The organism is Octadecabacter sp. SW4 (genome assembly GCF_008065155.1).
GTDB lineage: Bacteria > Pseudomonadota > Alphaproteobacteria > Rhodobacterales > Rhodobacteraceae > SW4.
Genome location: NZ_CP042820.1, coordinates 12,386 through 28,584 on the forward strand (window position 1 = coordinate 12,386; position 16,199 = coordinate 28,584).

At 60.8% G+C, this 16,199-nt stretch carries 20 protein-coding genes and 2 pseudogenes; 10 read left to right on the forward strand and 12 right to left on the reverse strand.

What is annotated here, in order from left to right; translation table 11 throughout:
• Positions 1-5 precede the first annotated feature (5 nt).
• From FTO60_RS16585 to FTO60_RS16600, 4 genes are all read right to left on the reverse strand, one after another.
• Entirely contained in the window at positions 6-1,154 is a 1,149-nt protein-coding gene (locus FTO60_RS16585) for an efflux RND transporter periplasmic adaptor subunit (protein ID WP_254696970.1), read from the reverse strand.
• Positions 1,141-1,683 carry a TetR/AcrR family transcriptional regulator gene (locus FTO60_RS16590; protein ID WP_064790333.1) on the reverse strand — a complete coding sequence of 181 codons (543 nt, stop codon included), beginning with the start codon at positions 1,681-1,683 and terminating at the stop codon, positions 1,141-1,143. Before FTO60_RS16590 ends, FTO60_RS16585 begins: the two co-directional genes overlap by 14 nt.
• A 155-nt stretch (positions 1,684-1,838) precedes the next feature.
• Positions 1,839-2,435 carry a TetR/AcrR family transcriptional regulator gene (locus FTO60_RS16595; RefSeq protein ID WP_227513888.1) on the reverse strand — a complete coding sequence of 199 codons (597 nt, stop codon included), beginning with the start codon at positions 2,433-2,435 and terminating at the stop codon, positions 1,839-1,841.
• Between the two features lie 193 nt (positions 2,436-2,628).
• Complete coding sequence (locus FTO60_RS16600; protein ID WP_008282859.1) at positions 2,629-2,952, reverse strand: helix-turn-helix domain-containing protein; 324 nt, start codon at positions 2,950-2,952, stop codon at positions 2,629-2,631.
• A gap of 155 nt (positions 2,953-3,107) precedes the next feature.
• Between FTO60_RS16600 and FTO60_RS16605 the strand changes: the two are divergent.
• The 4 genes and pseudogenes from FTO60_RS16605 (at position 3,108) to FTO60_RS16620 (ending at position 7,017) form a co-directional block, all read left to right on the forward strand.
• A pseudogene (locus FTO60_RS16605) lies at positions 3,108-3,919 on the forward strand (class III extradiol ring-cleavage dioxygenase).
• A 28-nt stretch (positions 3,920-3,947) separates the two neighbouring features.
• Entirely contained in the window at positions 3,948-4,841 is an 894-nt protein-coding gene (locus FTO60_RS16610; RefSeq protein ID WP_065334271.1) for an NAD(P)H-binding protein, read from the forward strand.
• Positions 4,842-4,864: 23 nt separating this feature from the next.
• Positions 4,865-5,353 (forward strand): luciferase family protein, encoded by a 489-nt coding sequence (locus tag FTO60_RS16615; RefSeq protein WP_065334266.1) that lies wholly within the window; start codon positions 4,865-4,867, stop codon positions 5,351-5,353.
• Between the two features lie 230 nt (positions 5,354-5,583).
• Entirely contained in the window at positions 5,584-7,017 is a 1,434-nt protein-coding gene (locus FTO60_RS16620; RefSeq protein ID WP_148057202.1) for an ISKra4 family transposase, read from the forward strand.
• Between the two features lie 261 nt (positions 7,018-7,278).
• Here FTO60_RS16620 and FTO60_RS16630 read toward each other — a convergent pair whose 3' ends face one another.
• The 5 genes from FTO60_RS16630 to FTO60_RS16650 form a co-directional block, all read right to left on the reverse strand.
• Positions 7,279-7,488: a hypothetical protein gene (locus FTO60_RS16630; protein WP_148057203.1), complete on the reverse strand. Its 210-nt coding sequence runs from the start codon at positions 7,486-7,488 to the stop codon at positions 7,279-7,281.
• Positions 7,488-8,129, reverse strand: a complete 642-nt coding sequence (gene parA, locus FTO60_RS16635) for a ParA family partition ATPase (RefSeq protein ID WP_148057204.1) — start codon at positions 8,127-8,129, stop codon at positions 7,488-7,490. Before parA ends, FTO60_RS16630 begins: the two co-directional genes overlap by 1 nt.
• Positions 8,130-8,255: 126 nt before the next feature.
• Complete coding sequence (locus tag FTO60_RS16640) at positions 8,256-8,564, reverse strand: BrnA antitoxin family protein (RefSeq protein ID WP_148057205.1); 309 nt, start codon at positions 8,562-8,564, stop codon at positions 8,256-8,258.
• On the reverse strand, positions 8,561-8,809 hold the full coding sequence (locus FTO60_RS16645; protein ID WP_148057206.1) for a BrnT family toxin: 249 nt from the start codon (positions 8,807-8,809) through the stop codon (positions 8,561-8,563). Before FTO60_RS16645 ends, FTO60_RS16640 begins: the two co-directional genes overlap by 4 nt.
• A 56-nt stretch (positions 8,810-8,865) precedes the next feature.
• A complete protein-coding gene (locus FTO60_RS16650) occupies positions 8,866-9,405 on the reverse strand; it encodes a recombinase family protein (RefSeq protein ID WP_148057207.1) in 540 nt (179 codons plus the stop codon).
• A 319-nt stretch (positions 9,406-9,724) separates the two neighbouring features.
• Between FTO60_RS16650 and FTO60_RS16655 the strand changes: the two genes are divergently transcribed.
• The 6 genes from FTO60_RS16655 to FTO60_RS16675 are packed head-to-tail and all read left to right on the forward strand — an operon-like array spanning position 9,725 to position 14,635.
• Complete coding sequence (locus FTO60_RS16655; protein WP_148057208.1) at positions 9,725-10,684, forward strand: HlyD family secretion protein; 960 nt, start codon at positions 9,725-9,727, stop codon at positions 10,682-10,684.
• A 13-nt stretch (positions 10,685-10,697) separates the two neighbouring features.
• Complete coding sequence (locus FTO60_RS16660; RefSeq protein ID WP_172623942.1) at positions 10,698-12,233, forward strand: ATP-binding cassette domain-containing protein; 1,536 nt, start codon at positions 10,698-10,700, stop codon at positions 12,231-12,233.
• Complete coding sequence (locus tag FTO60_RS16665; RefSeq protein ID WP_148057210.1) at positions 12,230-12,442, forward strand: hypothetical protein; 213 nt, start codon at positions 12,230-12,232, stop codon at positions 12,440-12,442. The genes FTO60_RS16660 and FTO60_RS16665 overlap by 4 nt, the downstream gene beginning before the upstream one ends.
• On the forward strand, positions 12,439-12,939 hold the full coding sequence (locus FTO60_RS18060) for an ABC transporter permease (protein ID WP_368074273.1): 501 nt from the start codon (positions 12,439-12,441) through the stop codon (positions 12,937-12,939). The genes FTO60_RS16665 and FTO60_RS18060 overlap by 4 nt, the downstream gene beginning before the upstream one ends.
• Positions 12,834-13,532, forward strand: coding sequence for an ABC transporter permease (locus tag FTO60_RS16670; RefSeq protein WP_368074274.1), 699 nt, complete (start codon positions 12,834-12,836; stop codon positions 13,530-13,532). The genes FTO60_RS18060 and FTO60_RS16670 overlap by 106 nt, the downstream gene beginning before the upstream one ends.
• The gene (locus FTO60_RS16675) at positions 13,532-14,635 is read left to right on the forward strand and encodes an ABC transporter permease (RefSeq protein WP_108693633.1); all 1,104 of its coding nucleotides are present in this window, start codon (positions 13,532-13,534) and stop codon (positions 14,633-14,635) included. Before FTO60_RS16670 ends, FTO60_RS16675 begins: the two co-directional genes overlap by 1 nt.
• Positions 14,636-14,661: 26 nt before the next feature.
• On the opposite strand, the pseudogene FTO60_RS16680 reads toward FTO60_RS16675, so the two are convergent.
• The 3 genes and pseudogenes from FTO60_RS16680 to FTO60_RS16690 form a co-directional block, all read right to left on the reverse strand.
• Positions 14,662-14,852, reverse strand: a pseudogene (locus tag FTO60_RS16680) (IS66 family transposase); the annotation flags it as partial.
• 156 nt (positions 14,853-15,008) lie between these two features.
• A complete protein-coding gene (locus tag FTO60_RS16685) occupies positions 15,009-15,488 on the reverse strand; it encodes a hypothetical protein (protein ID WP_232237270.1) in 480 nt (159 codons plus the stop codon).
• Positions 15,485-16,078: a recombinase family protein gene (locus tag FTO60_RS16690; RefSeq protein ID WP_148057211.1), complete on the reverse strand. Its 594-nt coding sequence runs from the start codon at positions 16,076-16,078 to the stop codon at positions 15,485-15,487. Before FTO60_RS16690 ends, FTO60_RS16685 begins: the two co-directional genes overlap by 4 nt.
• Positions 16,079-16,199 lie beyond the last annotated feature (121 nt).

A 16,199-nucleotide genomic window follows, 5' to 3' on the forward strand; every position in this document is an offset into this window, starting at 1 on the left:
CGGGATCAGAGCCCCGCAACCGTCACGGTCTGATTGTCGCGAAGCCGCCACCACCCGCCGGAGACGACCAGTTCATCGCCTTGGAGACCTTCCAGAACCACGATCTCGTTATCGACGGGAAGGCCCAGACGCACGGTCCGGCGCGTGACCTGCCCCGACTCTTCGTCGTAAATCCAGACCGAAGGCTCGGTTCGGCTAGAGGTATCGATCGCCGACACGGGGACCATGGCGGATTGTGCACTGGCTTCGGCCGCCGCATTTGAAAGACGCACCCTGGCCGTCATCCCCGGCAGAAGACGCGAGTCGACATCACCCCGGATGGCAAATTCCACATCGTAGGTCTGCGCCGTGCGGTCGGCATCGGTTGCAAAAGACCGAAGCATGAGCGGAGCCGTGTAGCCGGGCACGGCTGGAAAACTTGCCACGAGATCGAAGGCCTCGGGTGCGCTGCGTGCGACCGCCGCCAATTCTTCCGGCAGAGAGATCATGATCCGCATCTCGCTGACATCCTGAAGACGCGCAACCGGCGCCGCGGAGGTGACGTTGACATATTCCTCGATGAAGGTGCGCGCCACGATTGCATCGAAAGGCGCGATGATCTGCGTCTGTGAGAGGCGCCGCTCGGCCTCGCGCAGCGCAACTTCGGCCTGCGCGTATTCGGCGCTGGCCGTTTCGAAGCGCGCTTCGGCCGCAACCCCCCGTTCGGCAAGGCTTTTCGCGCGCTCGAGCTCGGATTTCGCCAGGTCAAAGGCGGCCCGCGCCCGATCCACCGCAAGTTCGAAATCGACCGGATCGAGTTCCGCGATCAGATCGCCTTCGCTGATCTTGTCGCCCGGATCCACCTCGAGGCGCAGGACCTGTCCAGAAACCTGGAAAGCGATGTCTACGGTGCGGGCTGGCGCGACCCGCCCGGCAACGGTGCGGCCACGCGTGACGGTGCGACTTGTTGCTCGGGTCACTTCTACTGTGACCTTCCGGTCGTGTTCAGCCCCCTCGCTGGTTTCGGCCGCAGGCTTTGTCGCGTCAGTCGTTGTCTGGGCCCGGACATCGGTCCGGAGCGCCGGAAACACCGACAAAACCAGCAGCGCCGCAGCCGCGATCACGGTAACCGATGCGATCCGTTTCCAGCTCTGCTTCATTCTATTCGAGTTCATCGATCAGGGTCCTTAATCTTTCGATGACGCGACCACGGAGATCCGCCCCGCCGTCTGGCAGCTTGAGAAGTTTCTGGAAGCGCACCCCCTGAATCGCCCAAAAAACCACCATGGCACCCTGCGGGTCTTGTGTGTCGGACAGGATACGCCCGATGTCGTCGCTCAATTCTCCCCGCAGCGGATCGAGCAGTTGCGGATCTGACGCCGCTGTCGCGAGGATCGCCATCGACAGGTCATCATCCACCTCTTGCGATTGCAGAACCGTTTCGAGATGACCACGCAGGGTTCGCGCGGGGTGCCGCTCCGGCACGCTCTCCAGCAGCTCCCGGTGTTCGGCCAACATCGCATCGAGCAGCCCCGAGAGCAGGGCCTTCTTTGTCGGGTAATTGTAAAGCACGCCCCCCTTGCTGAGGCCCGCCTCCTTTGCAACCGCGTCGATCGTTATCTTTCCCGCACCTGCACGCGCGGCGATCACGCGCGCAGCAGACAGTATCCTGCGAGACGCGCTTCTGGTTTCTGCTGGGGTCATGTGTTCACTCAAAACTGTACCGTCCGGTCGGTGCATCTGCGTGGGTAGCTAGTGTCCGGCACCATCCGGGTCAAGTGTTCAACCGGATCCGTCACCTTGAGGCGCGGCATGGCACCTGTCGAAGCACCAGAAGGCAAGCTGTTGGGCCTCCCACGCTATAAGTCATTGCGTCGGCCATATACCCCCAGAAAAGCGTCAACCGCCCTCTTTGAATGCTCAGATGCATCGACGGGCTGGTCGACGGCCAGCAATCGCGGCATGATGACGCCGGAGATGGACAGGTGAATGAACTGACTGGCGGCGTTTTGAACGTTTTCAACGTTCAGTGATTTCGTTTCGTGCAAGTCTTTGAGTATTTGCGCGACGTGTGTGATGGCGCGCGTCGGGCCTGCATCCATGTATATTTCGCCTGCCTCCGGCAGAACCGGAACCGCGCCGATGCAAACGCGAAGGAGACGAATGTAACCCTCATCCATGACCAGCCCGATCATGCGCCGCGAGAGTTCTTCAAGGGCACCTCGTGCATCGCCCAAGCTTGAAAGCGGACGACAGATTTCTTCTGAAAGTTTGTCGCATTCAGCTTGTAAAACGCTTAAGAAAAGCCTGTCTTTGCTTGGGAAATGCGCATAAAGGGTCGCCTTCGAAACCTTGGCTTGTTCGGCAATGGCATCGACACTGGCGCCTTCGAAGCCGCACTTCAAGAAGACCTCCCTCGCCCCTCTAAGCACATCGGCAACTTTACTTTCTCTCATGGCGATCACCTGGTTCCAAAACGTGATAACGAACGCACAGTGCAACATGACTGGCCGCGCTCAAAGGCGTCCAACAGGTCCATCAACTGTCATTCGCAAAAGCCGAGCGGCGCTGCGTAGCTCACAAACACAACCGTCATGAATCGGCACCGCCCAAAGCTGGTAAACGCACGCGTTTTTCGGGCTGGCGCAGTCAAACAGCGCCCAAGTCATCGTCCTGAAACACCCCCTCAGCTTTCCAGCGTTCCGCGATAGTTCCCAGTGCGTCCAGAACGCTTCGCAGGTCGTTCCCGCGTGGCGTCAAGCCATAGGTGACCGCAGGCGGGATCGTCTCGGCCTGTTCGCGCCAGATGACCCCGGCACCTTGCAGCATCCGCAGACGCTCGGTCAGCATTCGGGTCGATATCCCCGGCACAGAGCGCTTCAGCACCCCGAACCTTTGCGGCCCCTGATCGTTCAGGACCCAGATGATGTAGGTGGTCCACGGCCCCATGAGCAGCCGCAGGATCGCATCCATCGGGCACTGTGGCGGCGTTTTGGACATCGCTGTGCGCTTCCTTCCCAGATGGTTACTTTATCGTCCCTACTTTAATTTTTTCCATAACTCAACTATTACACCTCCTGATACAGGCACTCGAGGGTTACCTTGGCAACCGGGAGGGACAATCGGACATGGCCCGCCAGCCCACGCTCTTCATTCCCCACGGGGGCGGCCCCTGCTTCTTCATGGACTGGACTCCGCCCGATGAATGGGACCGACACCGGCAGTTTCTGGAGAATCTTCCGGGCACACTGCCTGAGCGCCCCAGGGCGCTTCTGGTGATCTCGGGTCACTGGGAGGAACCCGCGTTTACCGTGCAGACAAGTCCCACCCCGCCGCTTCTGTTCGACTATGGCGGTTTTCCGCCGCATACCTACGAGTTGACCTGGCCCGCCCCCGGCGATCCGGCGCTGGCCGATCGCGTGCATGACCTGATCCGCGCCGCCGGTCTTGCCGCCGCGAAGGATGCCGCACGGGGTTTTGACCACGGCGTCTTTGTGCCACTCAAGGTCGCCTTTCCAGAGGCTGACATTCCCTGCGTCCAGCTGTCGGTTGCCAGCGATCTGGACCCCGCGCGCCACATTGCGCTCGGTCAGGCCCTGGCCCCCTGCGCGATGATGGCGTGCTGATCCTCGGCAGCGGCAACACCTATCACAACATGGGCGTGCTGATGCAAAGCCTGCGTGGCGGGCCGCGCGGCCCCGTCGTTGGCGGCGCGTTCGACGCCTGGCTGACCGAGGTGATGACCTGTCCCGATCCCGAGGAACGCAACCGCAGGCTCGTGCACTGGTCAGACGCACCGGGCGGTCGCGATGCCCATCCGCGCGAAGAGCATCTGATCCCACTGCATATCGTGGTGGGCGCGGCGGGCAACGATATCGGTCGCAAGACGCTGGAGGATCACGTTCTTGGCGCTGTCGAAAGCGCCTTCCGCTTCGGTTGAACAGAAAACGCAAAAGGAGAACCACAAGATGTCCGATAGCATCCAAGGCCCCTTCATCGTCACCGGCGCCTCCGGTCAGCTTGGCCGTCAGGTCGTCGAGAACCTGCTTGCGAAGGGCGCGAATCCCGTTGTCGCCATCACCCGCACGCCCGACAAGCTCGCCGATTTGCGCGCGCGCGGGGTTGAGGTCAGGGCGGGCGATTTCAATGATCCGGCCACGCTTGGCGCGGCCTTTGCCGGTGGCGGGCGGCTGCTGATCATCTCGACGGACGACCTTGAGCCGGGCAAGCGGCTTGCCGCGCATCGCAATGCAATCGCCGCCGCGCAGGAGGCCGGTGTAACGCATATCGTCTATACGTCGCTCACCAATCCAGATGAAAGCAGCCCGATCACCTTTGCCGCCGATCACCGCGAGAGCGAGGCGCTGATCAAGCAGACCGGCCTCCCGCACACGATCCTGCGCAACTGTCTTTACGCCGATCTCTTGCTGATGAGCGGGGCGCAGGCGATTGGCGCGGGGGCGCTTTACGCGGCGGCGGGTGACGGCAAGGCGGGCTATGTCACGCGCGCCGATTGCGCCCGCGCCGCCGCAGCGGCCCTGTTGTCCGAGATCGGATCGACCCTGCGCGACATCACCGGACCCGAGGCCGTCGGCCATGCCGAGATCGCCGCGATACTGTCCCAAGTTGCCGGCAAGGAGATCCCCTACGTCCCGATCACGCGCGACGCCTTGGTTGAGGCGATGAAGGAACACGGCCTGCCGGAGTTCATGGCGAATGTCTTCTCCTCCTTCGATGTCGCCGTTGCCAAGGGGAATCTCGACGTGGCCTCGGATGACGTGAAAAAGCTGACCGGGCAAAAGCCACAATCGGTCCGCGATTTCCTGCTGGCCAACACGCCCGCACTGAGCGGGCAGGCGTAAACGACACCCAAGGAGGCCCCGTCATGCTGAATATCCCGCCGCGCGAGGGGCCAAGGCCCGTCACCACGCCTTGTGCCCCGCATACCCAGATCAGTCAGAACCCAGATGCCGCGACAGCTCAGGCATTCAGGGACAGGGCCTTCGATTTCCCCTTTGTCATCCGCCAGCCCTCGATGATCTCGGTGCCGGGGGCCGAGGCACTTTGCCTCGAACACGGGCGCGGCTGCGGCTGCCGCGAGGCGTTCATGATCGGCACCGAGTTCGCCCATGTCCATCCGCCGCAGGACGGTAGCCTGCACATGATGCTGCCAGAGGATGCGGTGCCGAAGATCGTCGATCTTGGCTGGGCAGAGCCACATCCGATGGCTGCGGCGGGCATGATCCCGCCCACGGCTGTCATGGTCTATGCGCCCAGAAATGAGCCCGAAATCGATTCAGTTCTGGGCCTGCTGGGCCTTTCCTATGACTTTGCCCGGGGTCGGCTCGGACGGGTGGACAACATCGTTCTGTAACGGATGCGCCGTTCAATCCGGTTGTGAAACCGCATGCGGATGATTTAGGGTTCAGGCGCGTCGCAAGAATAAAAAACACGCCCGAATCATCACAACAAGCGAGTATCCAGTGGCAAAAAACAGACCCGTTATCATGGCCGCGATCGTCATCGAGACCGTTCAATTGTCTGGGGTGCAATTTCTGACCGGCCGTGGAAAGCTTCCATTTTTTACTCAAGGCGGAGGGAATCATGCATTGGCGCATCACGGTAGAAGCGGTCGATCTGACCGGTGAGGAGTATCGGCAGGAGTTCCTGTTTGAGAAGGATCTTGATGGCTTGACTGACGGTCGCATCGGCTGTTCGATCGAGGACGGCAAAGAGATCATGCGTGAAATCCAGAAGGCTGTCGTGCAGCGCGAGCTTGATCTCTGGGTACGCTACCGGCGCATCTGTCAGTGCTGTGGTGGTCAGCTGCCAATCAAAGACTACCGGACACGGAAGATACTGACGGTTTTTGGCGCAGTTCCGTTGACCTCTCCTCGCCTGATGATCTGCCAAAGATGCACCCCATGGGCCTGTTTCACGTTCTCTCCAGCCGCGGATCTTTGTCCTGATCGCGCCACGCCCGAACTGATGGAGCTGTCGGCGAGGCTTGGTGCCAAGCTGCCCTACCGCGAGGCATCGGACATACTGTCGACATTCCTCCCCGATCAAATGTCGCGCAAGTTTACCACCCTTCGCCATCGCACGCTTTCGGTTGGAAAGCGCATCGAAGACGCTGAACGCAGTCGGCGCTGGAACGAATTCTTGGCTAAAGAAGACCGCACCCAACTGGAGTTGCAGATGGAGGACGATCCCGCGCGCGAATTCATCTTCACCGTCGACACCGCGCATATCCCCTTGGTGAAGAATTGGGGCGGGCGCACATTTGAGGCGGTTGTCGGTCATTGCGGACGTGGCGGTCGAGGCGACAGCCCTGGACCGCTCTTTGTGTTCGAGGGGACACAGTTGGCTGAGTTGGATGCGACCGCCTCACTGGCTTTGAACGACCAGGGATATATTGGTCGAGGGGAGATTACTGTGATCTCGGACGGCGAAGAATGCCTCAAGCGCCTGACTGGCATGTTGCCGCAGCCGGCCACTCACATTCTCGACTGGTTTCATATTTCAATGAAACTTCAGCCGCTGGCCCAGATAGCACTGACTGTACCCGAGGGCTATGGTCTGTTCGAGCAAGACATCGACCGTATCAAATGGAGACTTTGGAACGGCCAACCAAAGCGTGCTCTGGATCTGATAGCTCTCGTCAGAAAGGCGCTTTCCTCAGAGACAGGTCACTGTTTCTGGGCCCAACGCGCAGACAAGCTCCTGGAGAAACTTAGCACCTATATTAGCCGAAACAGTCAATCAGTTATCAACTACGCTGAACGCCATCGCGCAGGACGACGCATTGCAACATCACCGGCAGAAGCAAGCGTGAACGCGCTCGTAGCCAAACGGTTCGTCAAGAAACAGCAGATGCGATGGTCACGAACCGGCGCACATTATCTGCTGAAAGTGCGCGCTGCAATGCTGAACGGTGATCTCCCGGATCGAACCCGATACGTCCCGCCTGAAACCGAAGGATCGCCCTATGTGGCAAGCCTGCTGAACCCAAAACCGCCACTCCTTAAAGCGGCATGACCCCAACATTTTGAACGGTCCCAAGCCCCAACAGGATCGGCTGACCGGCGGCTACATTCTGCCTCTATCACCGGATACACTCGAACGGGCGCGGGAGCTTGCGCCGACATGGGACATCAATGTCCTTGTCGGGGAATGGCGAACCTACGCTGCAAGACAGAAAGAGCCTCCGAAGAACCCGGATGCCGCGTTTCTTGGGTTCTGCAAGAGTTGGTATAAAAAGAGAGGCCGTAATGGCTGGTAGAGTAATTACTCAAAAGATCATTTACTCAAATACTCAACCCATAGATCGCGGGTGATGCTGGATATAGTCCGGCCTTCTTCCGCTGCCCGCCCCTTGATGCGGCGATAGAGCGAGTCCTCGATCTCCGCGTTCAGACGACGCTTCTTCTCGTTCGTTTCGGTCACGTCGCTCAGTAGCTTCGACTTGATCTCGTCGCGCTGGCTCGGTCGTTTGCTCGAAAGTGCCATCACGCACCCTCCCCGTCTATGAAGGCGAGAATTTCGTCTGTCAGGGCGTTTACCTCCGCCAAGGCATCGGCGTTCTTGCTGTCAAATACCGTGCCTCCTTCGCTCGCGGTCTGGGGATAGACCTGCCGCTGCGTGATATGTGTGGTGAACACACCCAGCCCCTGTTCCGCGAGTGCCGTGACGATCTCGTCGCCAAGACGTGTTCCGGCGATTGCACGGCTGATGATGAAGCGCGCCGCAGGCTTGCCGTCCGTCACTTCCTGACGGGCCTTGATGAACTCCACCAGGTCCGATGCGGCCCACAGGTCGTAGGGGCTGGGTGTCACCGGGATAAACACGAAATCGGTGATCTTGATGCTCGCGGCGATCATGTCCTCCAGCTTGGCCGCGCCATCCACCATGACAAAATCGTAGGCGGCGGCGACATTCGGCAGACTTTTGACGTTGTTTGCCCGGTCCAGCGCGACAAGGGGCAGGGGGTTCTCTTCGTTGGCCGCGTGCCAGTCTCGGGCGCTGCCCTGCGGATCGGAATCGACTATCAGAACCTTGTGGCCGCGCTCGTGCAGCGAACGGGCAAGGTTCGTGGTGATAGTCGTTTTACCGCTGCCACCCTTGGGATTCAGTATCGAGATAATCGGCAAGTCAGCCACCTTGTGTAAATGAGTTTTTACTCAAATGAGTATATACTCATCCTATCACGACACAGTGGTGTAATCTATAGAGGCTTGGCGTCCAGCAAAACAAATCTGACCGCGCCAGTGCTTGGCTTACTGAACCGCCGACTTACGCAGCACATCGTTGATCCGGCTTTGCCAGCCTGGACCTGTCGCTTTGAACTTTGCGACCACATCCTGATCCAGCCGGATCGACACCGGCACTTTGGGATTCTTGGACCGTGGACGTCCGCCGACATTTTTGCGCATGTTCTCGGCTAGGGCCGGGAAAGCCTCCGTGAATGGCTTTGCCTTGGCGATTTGGTCGTCTGTCACCTCAGCTGCGTCAGGATCGCTGGCAATCATCTTCTGAATGCGGGCTTCCTCCGCGTCAGAGATAGGTGTGTGCTTCTTGGCATTCATAGCAGGCTCCTTTCCTTGCGGCTTGCAGGGCGCATGGAGATAACCGACACGCCTTCCGTTCCCAGAACAGCAAAGACCACGGCGATGGTGCCATCGTTCATGCGCCCTATAGCCATGTAACGGTTTTCCTTTGCAGGGACCGTCACGGCGTCGAGGAAAAACCATTCATCAAGGTCAGCAAAATCCAACCCATGCCGTGCAAGGTTGGCCTGCCGTTTCGGCTCATCCCAGACAATCATTATCATAGTTTTTGTATATACGAAAACCAAACGAAACGTCAAGGCACTGCTTCGGCAACCGCTCAAGCCCGCCGCACCGTCCGTTCACTGACCTTAAACAGCCGCGCGATTTCAGGAACAGCGCGGTGGTCCTGGTCCCTCATACGCCGCACTTCGACTTTTTGGGCGGCTGACAGGGCAGGGGGTCTGCCACCGATCCGTCCGCGCTTGCGAGCTGACGCCAAACCCTCTTTCGTCCGCTCGGAAATCCGTTCTCGCTCGAACTGCGCGATGGATGCAAAGACGTGGAACACAAGACGGCCGGCCGGTGTCGTCGTGTCGATGTCCTCGGCCAGGGACCGGAAGCCGACACCGCGCTCGCCGATGGTCTCCACGATCTCCAGAAGGTCTTTGAGGGACCGAGCCAGGCGGTCATATTTGGTGACGGTCACAACATCGCCGTCGCGGAGTTGGTCCAGCATCCTGTCCAGCTCTGGCCGCTGGCGCTTCGATCCGCTGATCTTGTCTGCGAAAAGTTTGCCAGCTCCGGCTGCTGTCAGCGCATCGGTCTGGGTATCAAGGTTTTGGTCGTCCGTGCTGACGCGGGCATATCCGATAATCATGGTTCACTGTGACAAAAACCTGCCAAAACTGCAAAGGTTTTGCCGGGGGATTTTGTCACGTCTAAGCGGTTGATCCTGCGTGGGGCAGGGCAGGGCGGCCAAAACGGCCGATATTGGTGAAAAACTCGACACACTACATGTTGTGTTTGATGGCACACTGCACAACGCGGGATGGTTGACCGTGCTAACTACTCGGATATACTCCCGTAACTTGTCCCGAGTGCCTTTATGACGTATCGATCTCAATGATCGAGGTGCCGTTGGTGCCGCCTTGCGCCGTCTTCGGAATCCGGTGTCTTTATTCTGAAAGGAGTTCCCGATGCGCAATACTTGGATTTGGACCGCGCTCGTACTTCTCGTGATCGCCGGGGGCTCCTACGGCATTTATGCCTTTCTCCGACCCGCACCGCTTCCCGAGCAGGTTCTTTACGCAAATGGCGTCGTGGAGGGCACGGAAATCCGGGTTTCCGCCGAAGTGGCCGGCCGCGTCGTGGAAAACAATCTCGTCGAAGGCGCGTTGGTTGCCGAGGGCGACTTGCTGGTGAGGCTCGACGACACCGATGCCAGGCTGAACAAAGCCCGCGCGGAAGCGGAGATTGAAGCGCTTGCGGCGGAACTCAGGCGCGCGGAAAGCGAACTGGAAGTAGCCCAGCATCATCTCGGAACAGCCGAGATCGAGCTGGACCGGGTGCGGAAACTCGAGGAACGCGGTACGGTCCCGGCCCAGACGTTGGACATCGCCCAGAATGCGTTTCACGCCGCGCAAGGTAATGTGACAGCGCTTGAGGCTGGAACAACCGCGATGGGCAAGCGCATCATCGCCGTGCGGCGCGAGATCGACCTTCTCGACAATCAGATGTCCAAGACCCGCATCACCGCGCCGCTGACCGCCACCGTGCTGATCCGGGCGGTCGAACCGGGCGAATTCGTTCAACCGGGACAGCCCTTGGTCACGATGCTCGATCTTACCAGCGCGGAGGTCCGTGTGTTCATTCCCGAAAGCCGGATCGGACAGGTGGAGCTCGGCGCGCCCGCGCGCCTGCGCGTGGATGCCTTCCCCGACCGGCTGTTCGAGGCACGGGTCGCGAGGGTCGATCAGACCGCGCAATTCACGCCGCGTGACATCCACATGCCGGACGAAAGGGTGCGTCTGGTCTTCGGCGTGGTGCTCGTGATCGACAATCCCGACGGCGTGCTGAAACCGGGGATGCCGGCCGATGTCTGGATCCTGTGGCAACCCGATGCCGGATGGCCCGACCGGCTGTTCGTGCCGACATAGCAAAGGGTCCGCCATGGCAACGAACGACATGGTCATTGAAGCAGAGGGGCTCGGGCGCCGGTATCGGTCAGTCCTGGCGTTGAGCGACATCGACATCGAGATCGGTGTTGGCGAGATCGTCGGCCTGGTCGGGCCGGACGGTGCCGGAAAGACGACGCTCCTGCAACTTTTCGCGGCGATCCTCGATCCCAGCGAAGGTCGGTGCCAGGTCTTGGGTCACGACACGGTGAACGAGGCTGCGCAGATCACGTCGAAGATCGGCTACATGGCCCAGGGTTTCACACTCTACGACCGGCTGACCGTGGCCGAGAACCTGTCCTTCGCCGCCAAGATCCGCGGTGTGCCGGGCGGGGACTACATGGCCCGACGCCGCCGACTGCTCGACATGACTGGGCTGACGCCCTTTCTCGACCGGCGCGAGGGGGCGCTGTCGGGGGGGATGCGCAAGAAGCTCGCACTCTGCGCCAACCTGATCCACGAGCCGCCGCTACTGCTTCTCGACGAGCCCGGGCTCGGGGTCGATCCGCTCTCGCGCCGGGAGCTTTGGCAAATCCTCGACGACTTCCGCAGCGAGGGAGCGACGATCGTGCTTTCGACATCCTACATGGACGAGGCCGACCGCTGCGACCGCGTGGCGTTTCTGGACCGCGGCCGGCTGATGGCGCTCGGGCGACCCGACGAACTGCGCGCGCAGGCGAAGGGGCTGGTCCATTCCATCGTCTCGGACCGGCCAGCGGAAGCCGAGGCGGCACTGCACGGAATGGCCGGGGTCTTGGGCATCCAGTGGCGCGCCGACAGCGTGCGTTTCGTGATGAAGCCGGGCGCAGATATTTCGCAGGATGAGAAGGCGCGTATGGACGCCCTTGGACAGCTCGCATTGGCGGAGCCGGGGATGGAGGACGTGTTCACGATCCTGCGCGGGGATGAGTCCGTACCGGGAGAAGCCGAGACCGCTGTGGCGACCCGGCCCGCCGCCCGTGCCGCAACAGGCAAGACCGGAGAGATCGCAACCAAGGGGCTGACCCGCCGCTTCGGCGATTTCGTCGCGGTGGGAGATGTCACCCTCACCATCGCACCGGGCGAGATTTTCGGTCTGCTCGGAGCGAACGGCGCGGGCAAGACGACGCTGATCCGCATGCTTTGCGGGCTGTTACCGCCCTCGTCAGGCAGCGCGACGGTGGCGGGCGTGGAGGTCACGTCGGACCAAGGTCAACTGCGGCAGCGCATCGGCTACATGTCGCAACGGTTTTCGCTCTATCCCGATCTGACCGTTGGCGAAAACCTGTCATTCTTCGCCAGCGCATACGGACTGTCGCGGCGCGATGCGCGCGAGGCGATCGGCTGGGCGGTGGAGATGACCGGACTCGGTGGCCAGCATGGTGAGATGGTGGCACGTCTTTCCGGTGCGGTGCGCCAGCGCGTGGCGCTTGGCTGCAGCATCCTGCACCGCCCGGCGGCGCTGTTCCTCGATGAGCCGACCTCGGGCGTCGATCCGCTGGCGCGGTTCCGGTTCTGGCGCCTGATCCGGATCCTCGCCGAAGGGGAATGACGGTTCTCGTGACCACCCATAATCTGGAGGAAGCGGCCTATTGTCACCGTCTTGGCCTGATGGACATGGGTCGCATGATCGCCATCGGTGACCTGTCGGCACTGCGCGCGCATTTTCCCGGGCGGGAGTTGGCAACGGCGGAGGATGTCTTTCTGGCCTTCATGGAACGCGAGCGGGCCAGGCCGCAGTCGGAGAGAGCCGCCTCATGAAGCTGTCGCGGATCTTCGCCATCGTCGAGAATGAAACGAAGGAGATCGTCCGGGATCCAGTTACCGTCGCGGTGGCGTTGCTCATACCGCTGGTGATGTTGTTCCTGTTCGGGTACGCGATCTCGTTCGATGTGGACAACGTCGCGATGGGAGTGCTCGACCATGACCGGTCGGCGGAAAGCCGGGCGCTTGTCGATCGCTTTCTGGCCAGCGGGTATTTCGCCATGGCCGAGAGTTACCAAAGCGCAATCGAGGCCGAGACCGCGTTGCAGCGCGGTGCCGTCACGCTTGCGCTGATCATTCCGCCAGGTTTCGCGGACCAACTCGCGGGGGGGAACCCGCTCCGGTTCAGGCGCTGGTGGATGGGACATTCTCGGCAACCGCCAATCTGGTGGCGGCCTATGCCAACGCGATCATCACCGGTTTCGGTGTCCAGACGGCACCGCCGATCGAAGTGGCGGCGCGCGTCTGGTACAATCCCGCGCTGCGTAGTGTGAACTTTGTTGTGCCCGGCCTGTTCGGCGTTATCCTCATGGCCTTCCCGCCGCTTCTGACCGCTCTCGCGATCACCCGCGAAAAGGAGACCGGTTCGATCCAGCAGATATTCGCCTCGCCGGTGACGCCGGTGGAGTTCCTGTCCGGCAAGCTGATCCCTTACGGGCTGATCGCGTTCCTGCAGATCGTCATGGTGATCGCGGTGGGTTTCCTCTGGTTCGCGGTTCCGCTGAAGGGCAGTCTCGGTCTGCTGTTCGGGGTCGGCATGATCTATGTCTTCACCACGGTCGGGATTGGCCTTCTCGTCTCGACGATCACCAGCAGTCTGCTTGTCGCCATGCTGCTGACACTGATCCTCTCGCTGATGCCGTCTTTCCTGTTTTCCGGCTTCCTGTTTCCGATCTTCACCATGCCCTACGTGCTGCAACTCTACACGCGGCTCTTCCCTGCGCAATATTTCGTGGATTTCTCGCGCGGTGTGGTTCTGAAAGGGGCGGGCCTGGCCGAGCTGTGGCCGTCGGTGCTGCTGCTGCTGACCTATACGCTGGTGATCTTTGCGCTCGCGGTCTGGCGTTTTAAAAAGAAGGTGGCGTGATGGGCGCACGTCTCGCAGGTCTGCTGGTGAAGGAGCTGATCCAGCTCCTGCGCGATCCGCTGATCCTGATCCTGATCCTCTGGCTTTACACGATCGAGGTCGTGATCTGCGCCTATGCGCTGTCCTTCGAGGTCGAGAACATGCCGCTGGCAGTCGTCGATCTGGACCGCAGCCCGCAAAGCCGCACCCTGGTGCAGGAGTTTCTCGCAACGGACGTCTTCGCCGATGCTGGCCGGCCCGCCAGCGCGACCGAGGCCGGTGCCTGGCTGCAGGACGGACGTGCCCGGGTGGCGTTGGTGGTGCCGCCGGGGTTCCAGCGCGAACTTCAGAATGATCGGACGCCTGAACTGCAACTGCTGCTGGACGGGGCGAACTCCAACATGGCGGCCCAGGCGCGGGGCTACGCCCTCGAGATCGTCGGGCGCTTCTCAATCAATGGCGGCAACAGCGGTGGGGTTGCGGTCGGACCGGTGCCGATGGTGCGGGTCTGGTATAACCCCGACCAGACCTTTACCGCCTTTATCGTGCTGTCGATGGTGGCGCTGGCCGCGCTGATGGTCGGCGTGATCCATCCCGCCGCGTCCATTGTGCGCGAGAAGGAAGCGGGAACGATCGAGCAATTGCGCGTCACGCCGATCCGGACGTTTGAGTTGTTCGTCGCCAAGACCCTGCCGACGCTGGTGATGGGACTTCTGTCGGTTTTTCCCAGCCTGTTGATCGTCTGGTGGTTCGGCATCCCGCTGCGCGGCAGTCTGCTTCTTTTCCTCGGCCTCACCGCAGTGTTCCTGCTCAGCGCCATCGCCATCGGTGTTCTGATCGCCAGCGTCAGCCGGTCGCTTCAGCAGGCGCTGCTGCTGGCGTTCTTCGGGCTCTTTCCGTTGATGTTCCTGTCTGGCACGCTGGCGCCGATCGAAAGCATGTCGAAAGTGCTTCAGATCGCCTCCCTGGCAAGCCCATTGCGCCACTACATGGACGTGACTCTGGGGATTTTCCTCAAAGGCGTAGGGATCCGCGAGCTCTGGCCGAGCGCGCTGTCACTGATCGCCATCGGCGCGCCGCTTTTCCTCGTCGCCTTCCGCATCTTCCGGCAGCGAGGAACCTGAGAGTTGCGGCGCGGCATCAGGATGCAGGCAACGACGTCACGAATCCCCTCTGAAAGAGCGAACACTTTGCCGAGCCACAGCTTGAGGCGGAAGGGGAGCATGTCATCACTCGTCTCCAGCGCATAGGCCACATCGCGGGCCAGATATGTGCAAGGCAGGTCTGATGACGGTGCCCATGGCCCTGTTGCGCGGAATACCTATCTGACAGCCAGACTGAACTGATGCCGTCGGGTGCGCGAAAGCCACGCGCTACGTCCGCGCAACAACACAGACCATTGCGAAAGCCTACAGCCTGGCAGCGCTTCTGACGGAATTGGCGTAACAGGCCCGAGCGTGCATATTTGATCGTTTGATGGGACAAAAGGCGTACAAGCTATGCGCCTGAGCGCTGCAGGTACATGACGACGTTTTCGGCGGGGAACTTGAAGCTTCGGCCATCGGAGACGCGCTCTGCGCTGATCGGATATTTTGGCCTGTTTGGATTGATGGCGACGATGCGGAAGAGTTCATCCTTCGATCGGAAGGTGCGGCCGTGATCCTCGGGCTCCAGGCCAAAATGAGGCGCGAGCACCTCGAACAGGGCCTTCTCTGGTGAGTAGATCTCGCCGCTCTCTTGCGGGATGCCGACGCGGAAGCTGATCTCGAAGCTATGGCGCAGATCGATATCCGAGAGATCCCCGCCTTCGACCGTCAGCCCGTGGGTTTCTGCCACGGCGAGGCAGGCCTTCATCATGTCCCGGCGCAGCCGGTCGCAAAGCTCAGGGGTCAGGTTGCGTGGTGGTGGGACCTTGGCCCCTGTTTGCACAGGCACCTTGGGCGCTGAAGGCTGTCGCTTGCGTGGGGGCTTTTTCATGCAGTCCGCCCCTCTACGATATCGTTGCCCGTCAGCATTTCAGCCTTTGCTTTATAGACAGTACCGCGCGAGATCCCCATTTCGCGGGCAATTTCCGTTGGAGAGAGGCCTGCACCAAGCTTGGCCTGAATGGTGGCCATGTCGATCTTGGGTGGGCGACCGCGATAGACCCCTTTGCGTTTCGCGGCCTTGATCCCTTCAGCCTGCCGCTCGCGGCGGAGATTGGTTTCAAACTCCGCAAAGACGCCAAGCATGTCGAAGAACGCTTTGCCCGTCGCCGTAGAGGTATCCACGGGCTGTTCGGTGGCCGCCAGATGCGCGCCCTTTTCTTTCAGCCGCGCAACGATGGTCTGAAGATCCTGCATTGAGCGGGCAAGCCGGTCGATCCGCGTCACCACCAGGGTTTCGCCTGGGTGAATAAAGTCGAGGATGGTTTTCAATTCAGGGCGGCCTTCAAGCGTCGCGCCACTGCGCTGTTCTTGGCGCACCATCCCACATCCTGCGGCTGTCAGCGCCTCAATTTGGGCATCGAGGTTCTGATCGACGGTCGATGTTCGGGCATAGCCGATTTTGGGGCTCGATCTGTTCATTTTGGGTGTGCCTCTGACATGATGTGTTCACTACCTCGAAACAGACCCAAAGTGAACACGCAAATCGCATGTTCCGGTGTTTATGCGCGCCGTCATTATGGGTATACTCTAAGTGACGCTT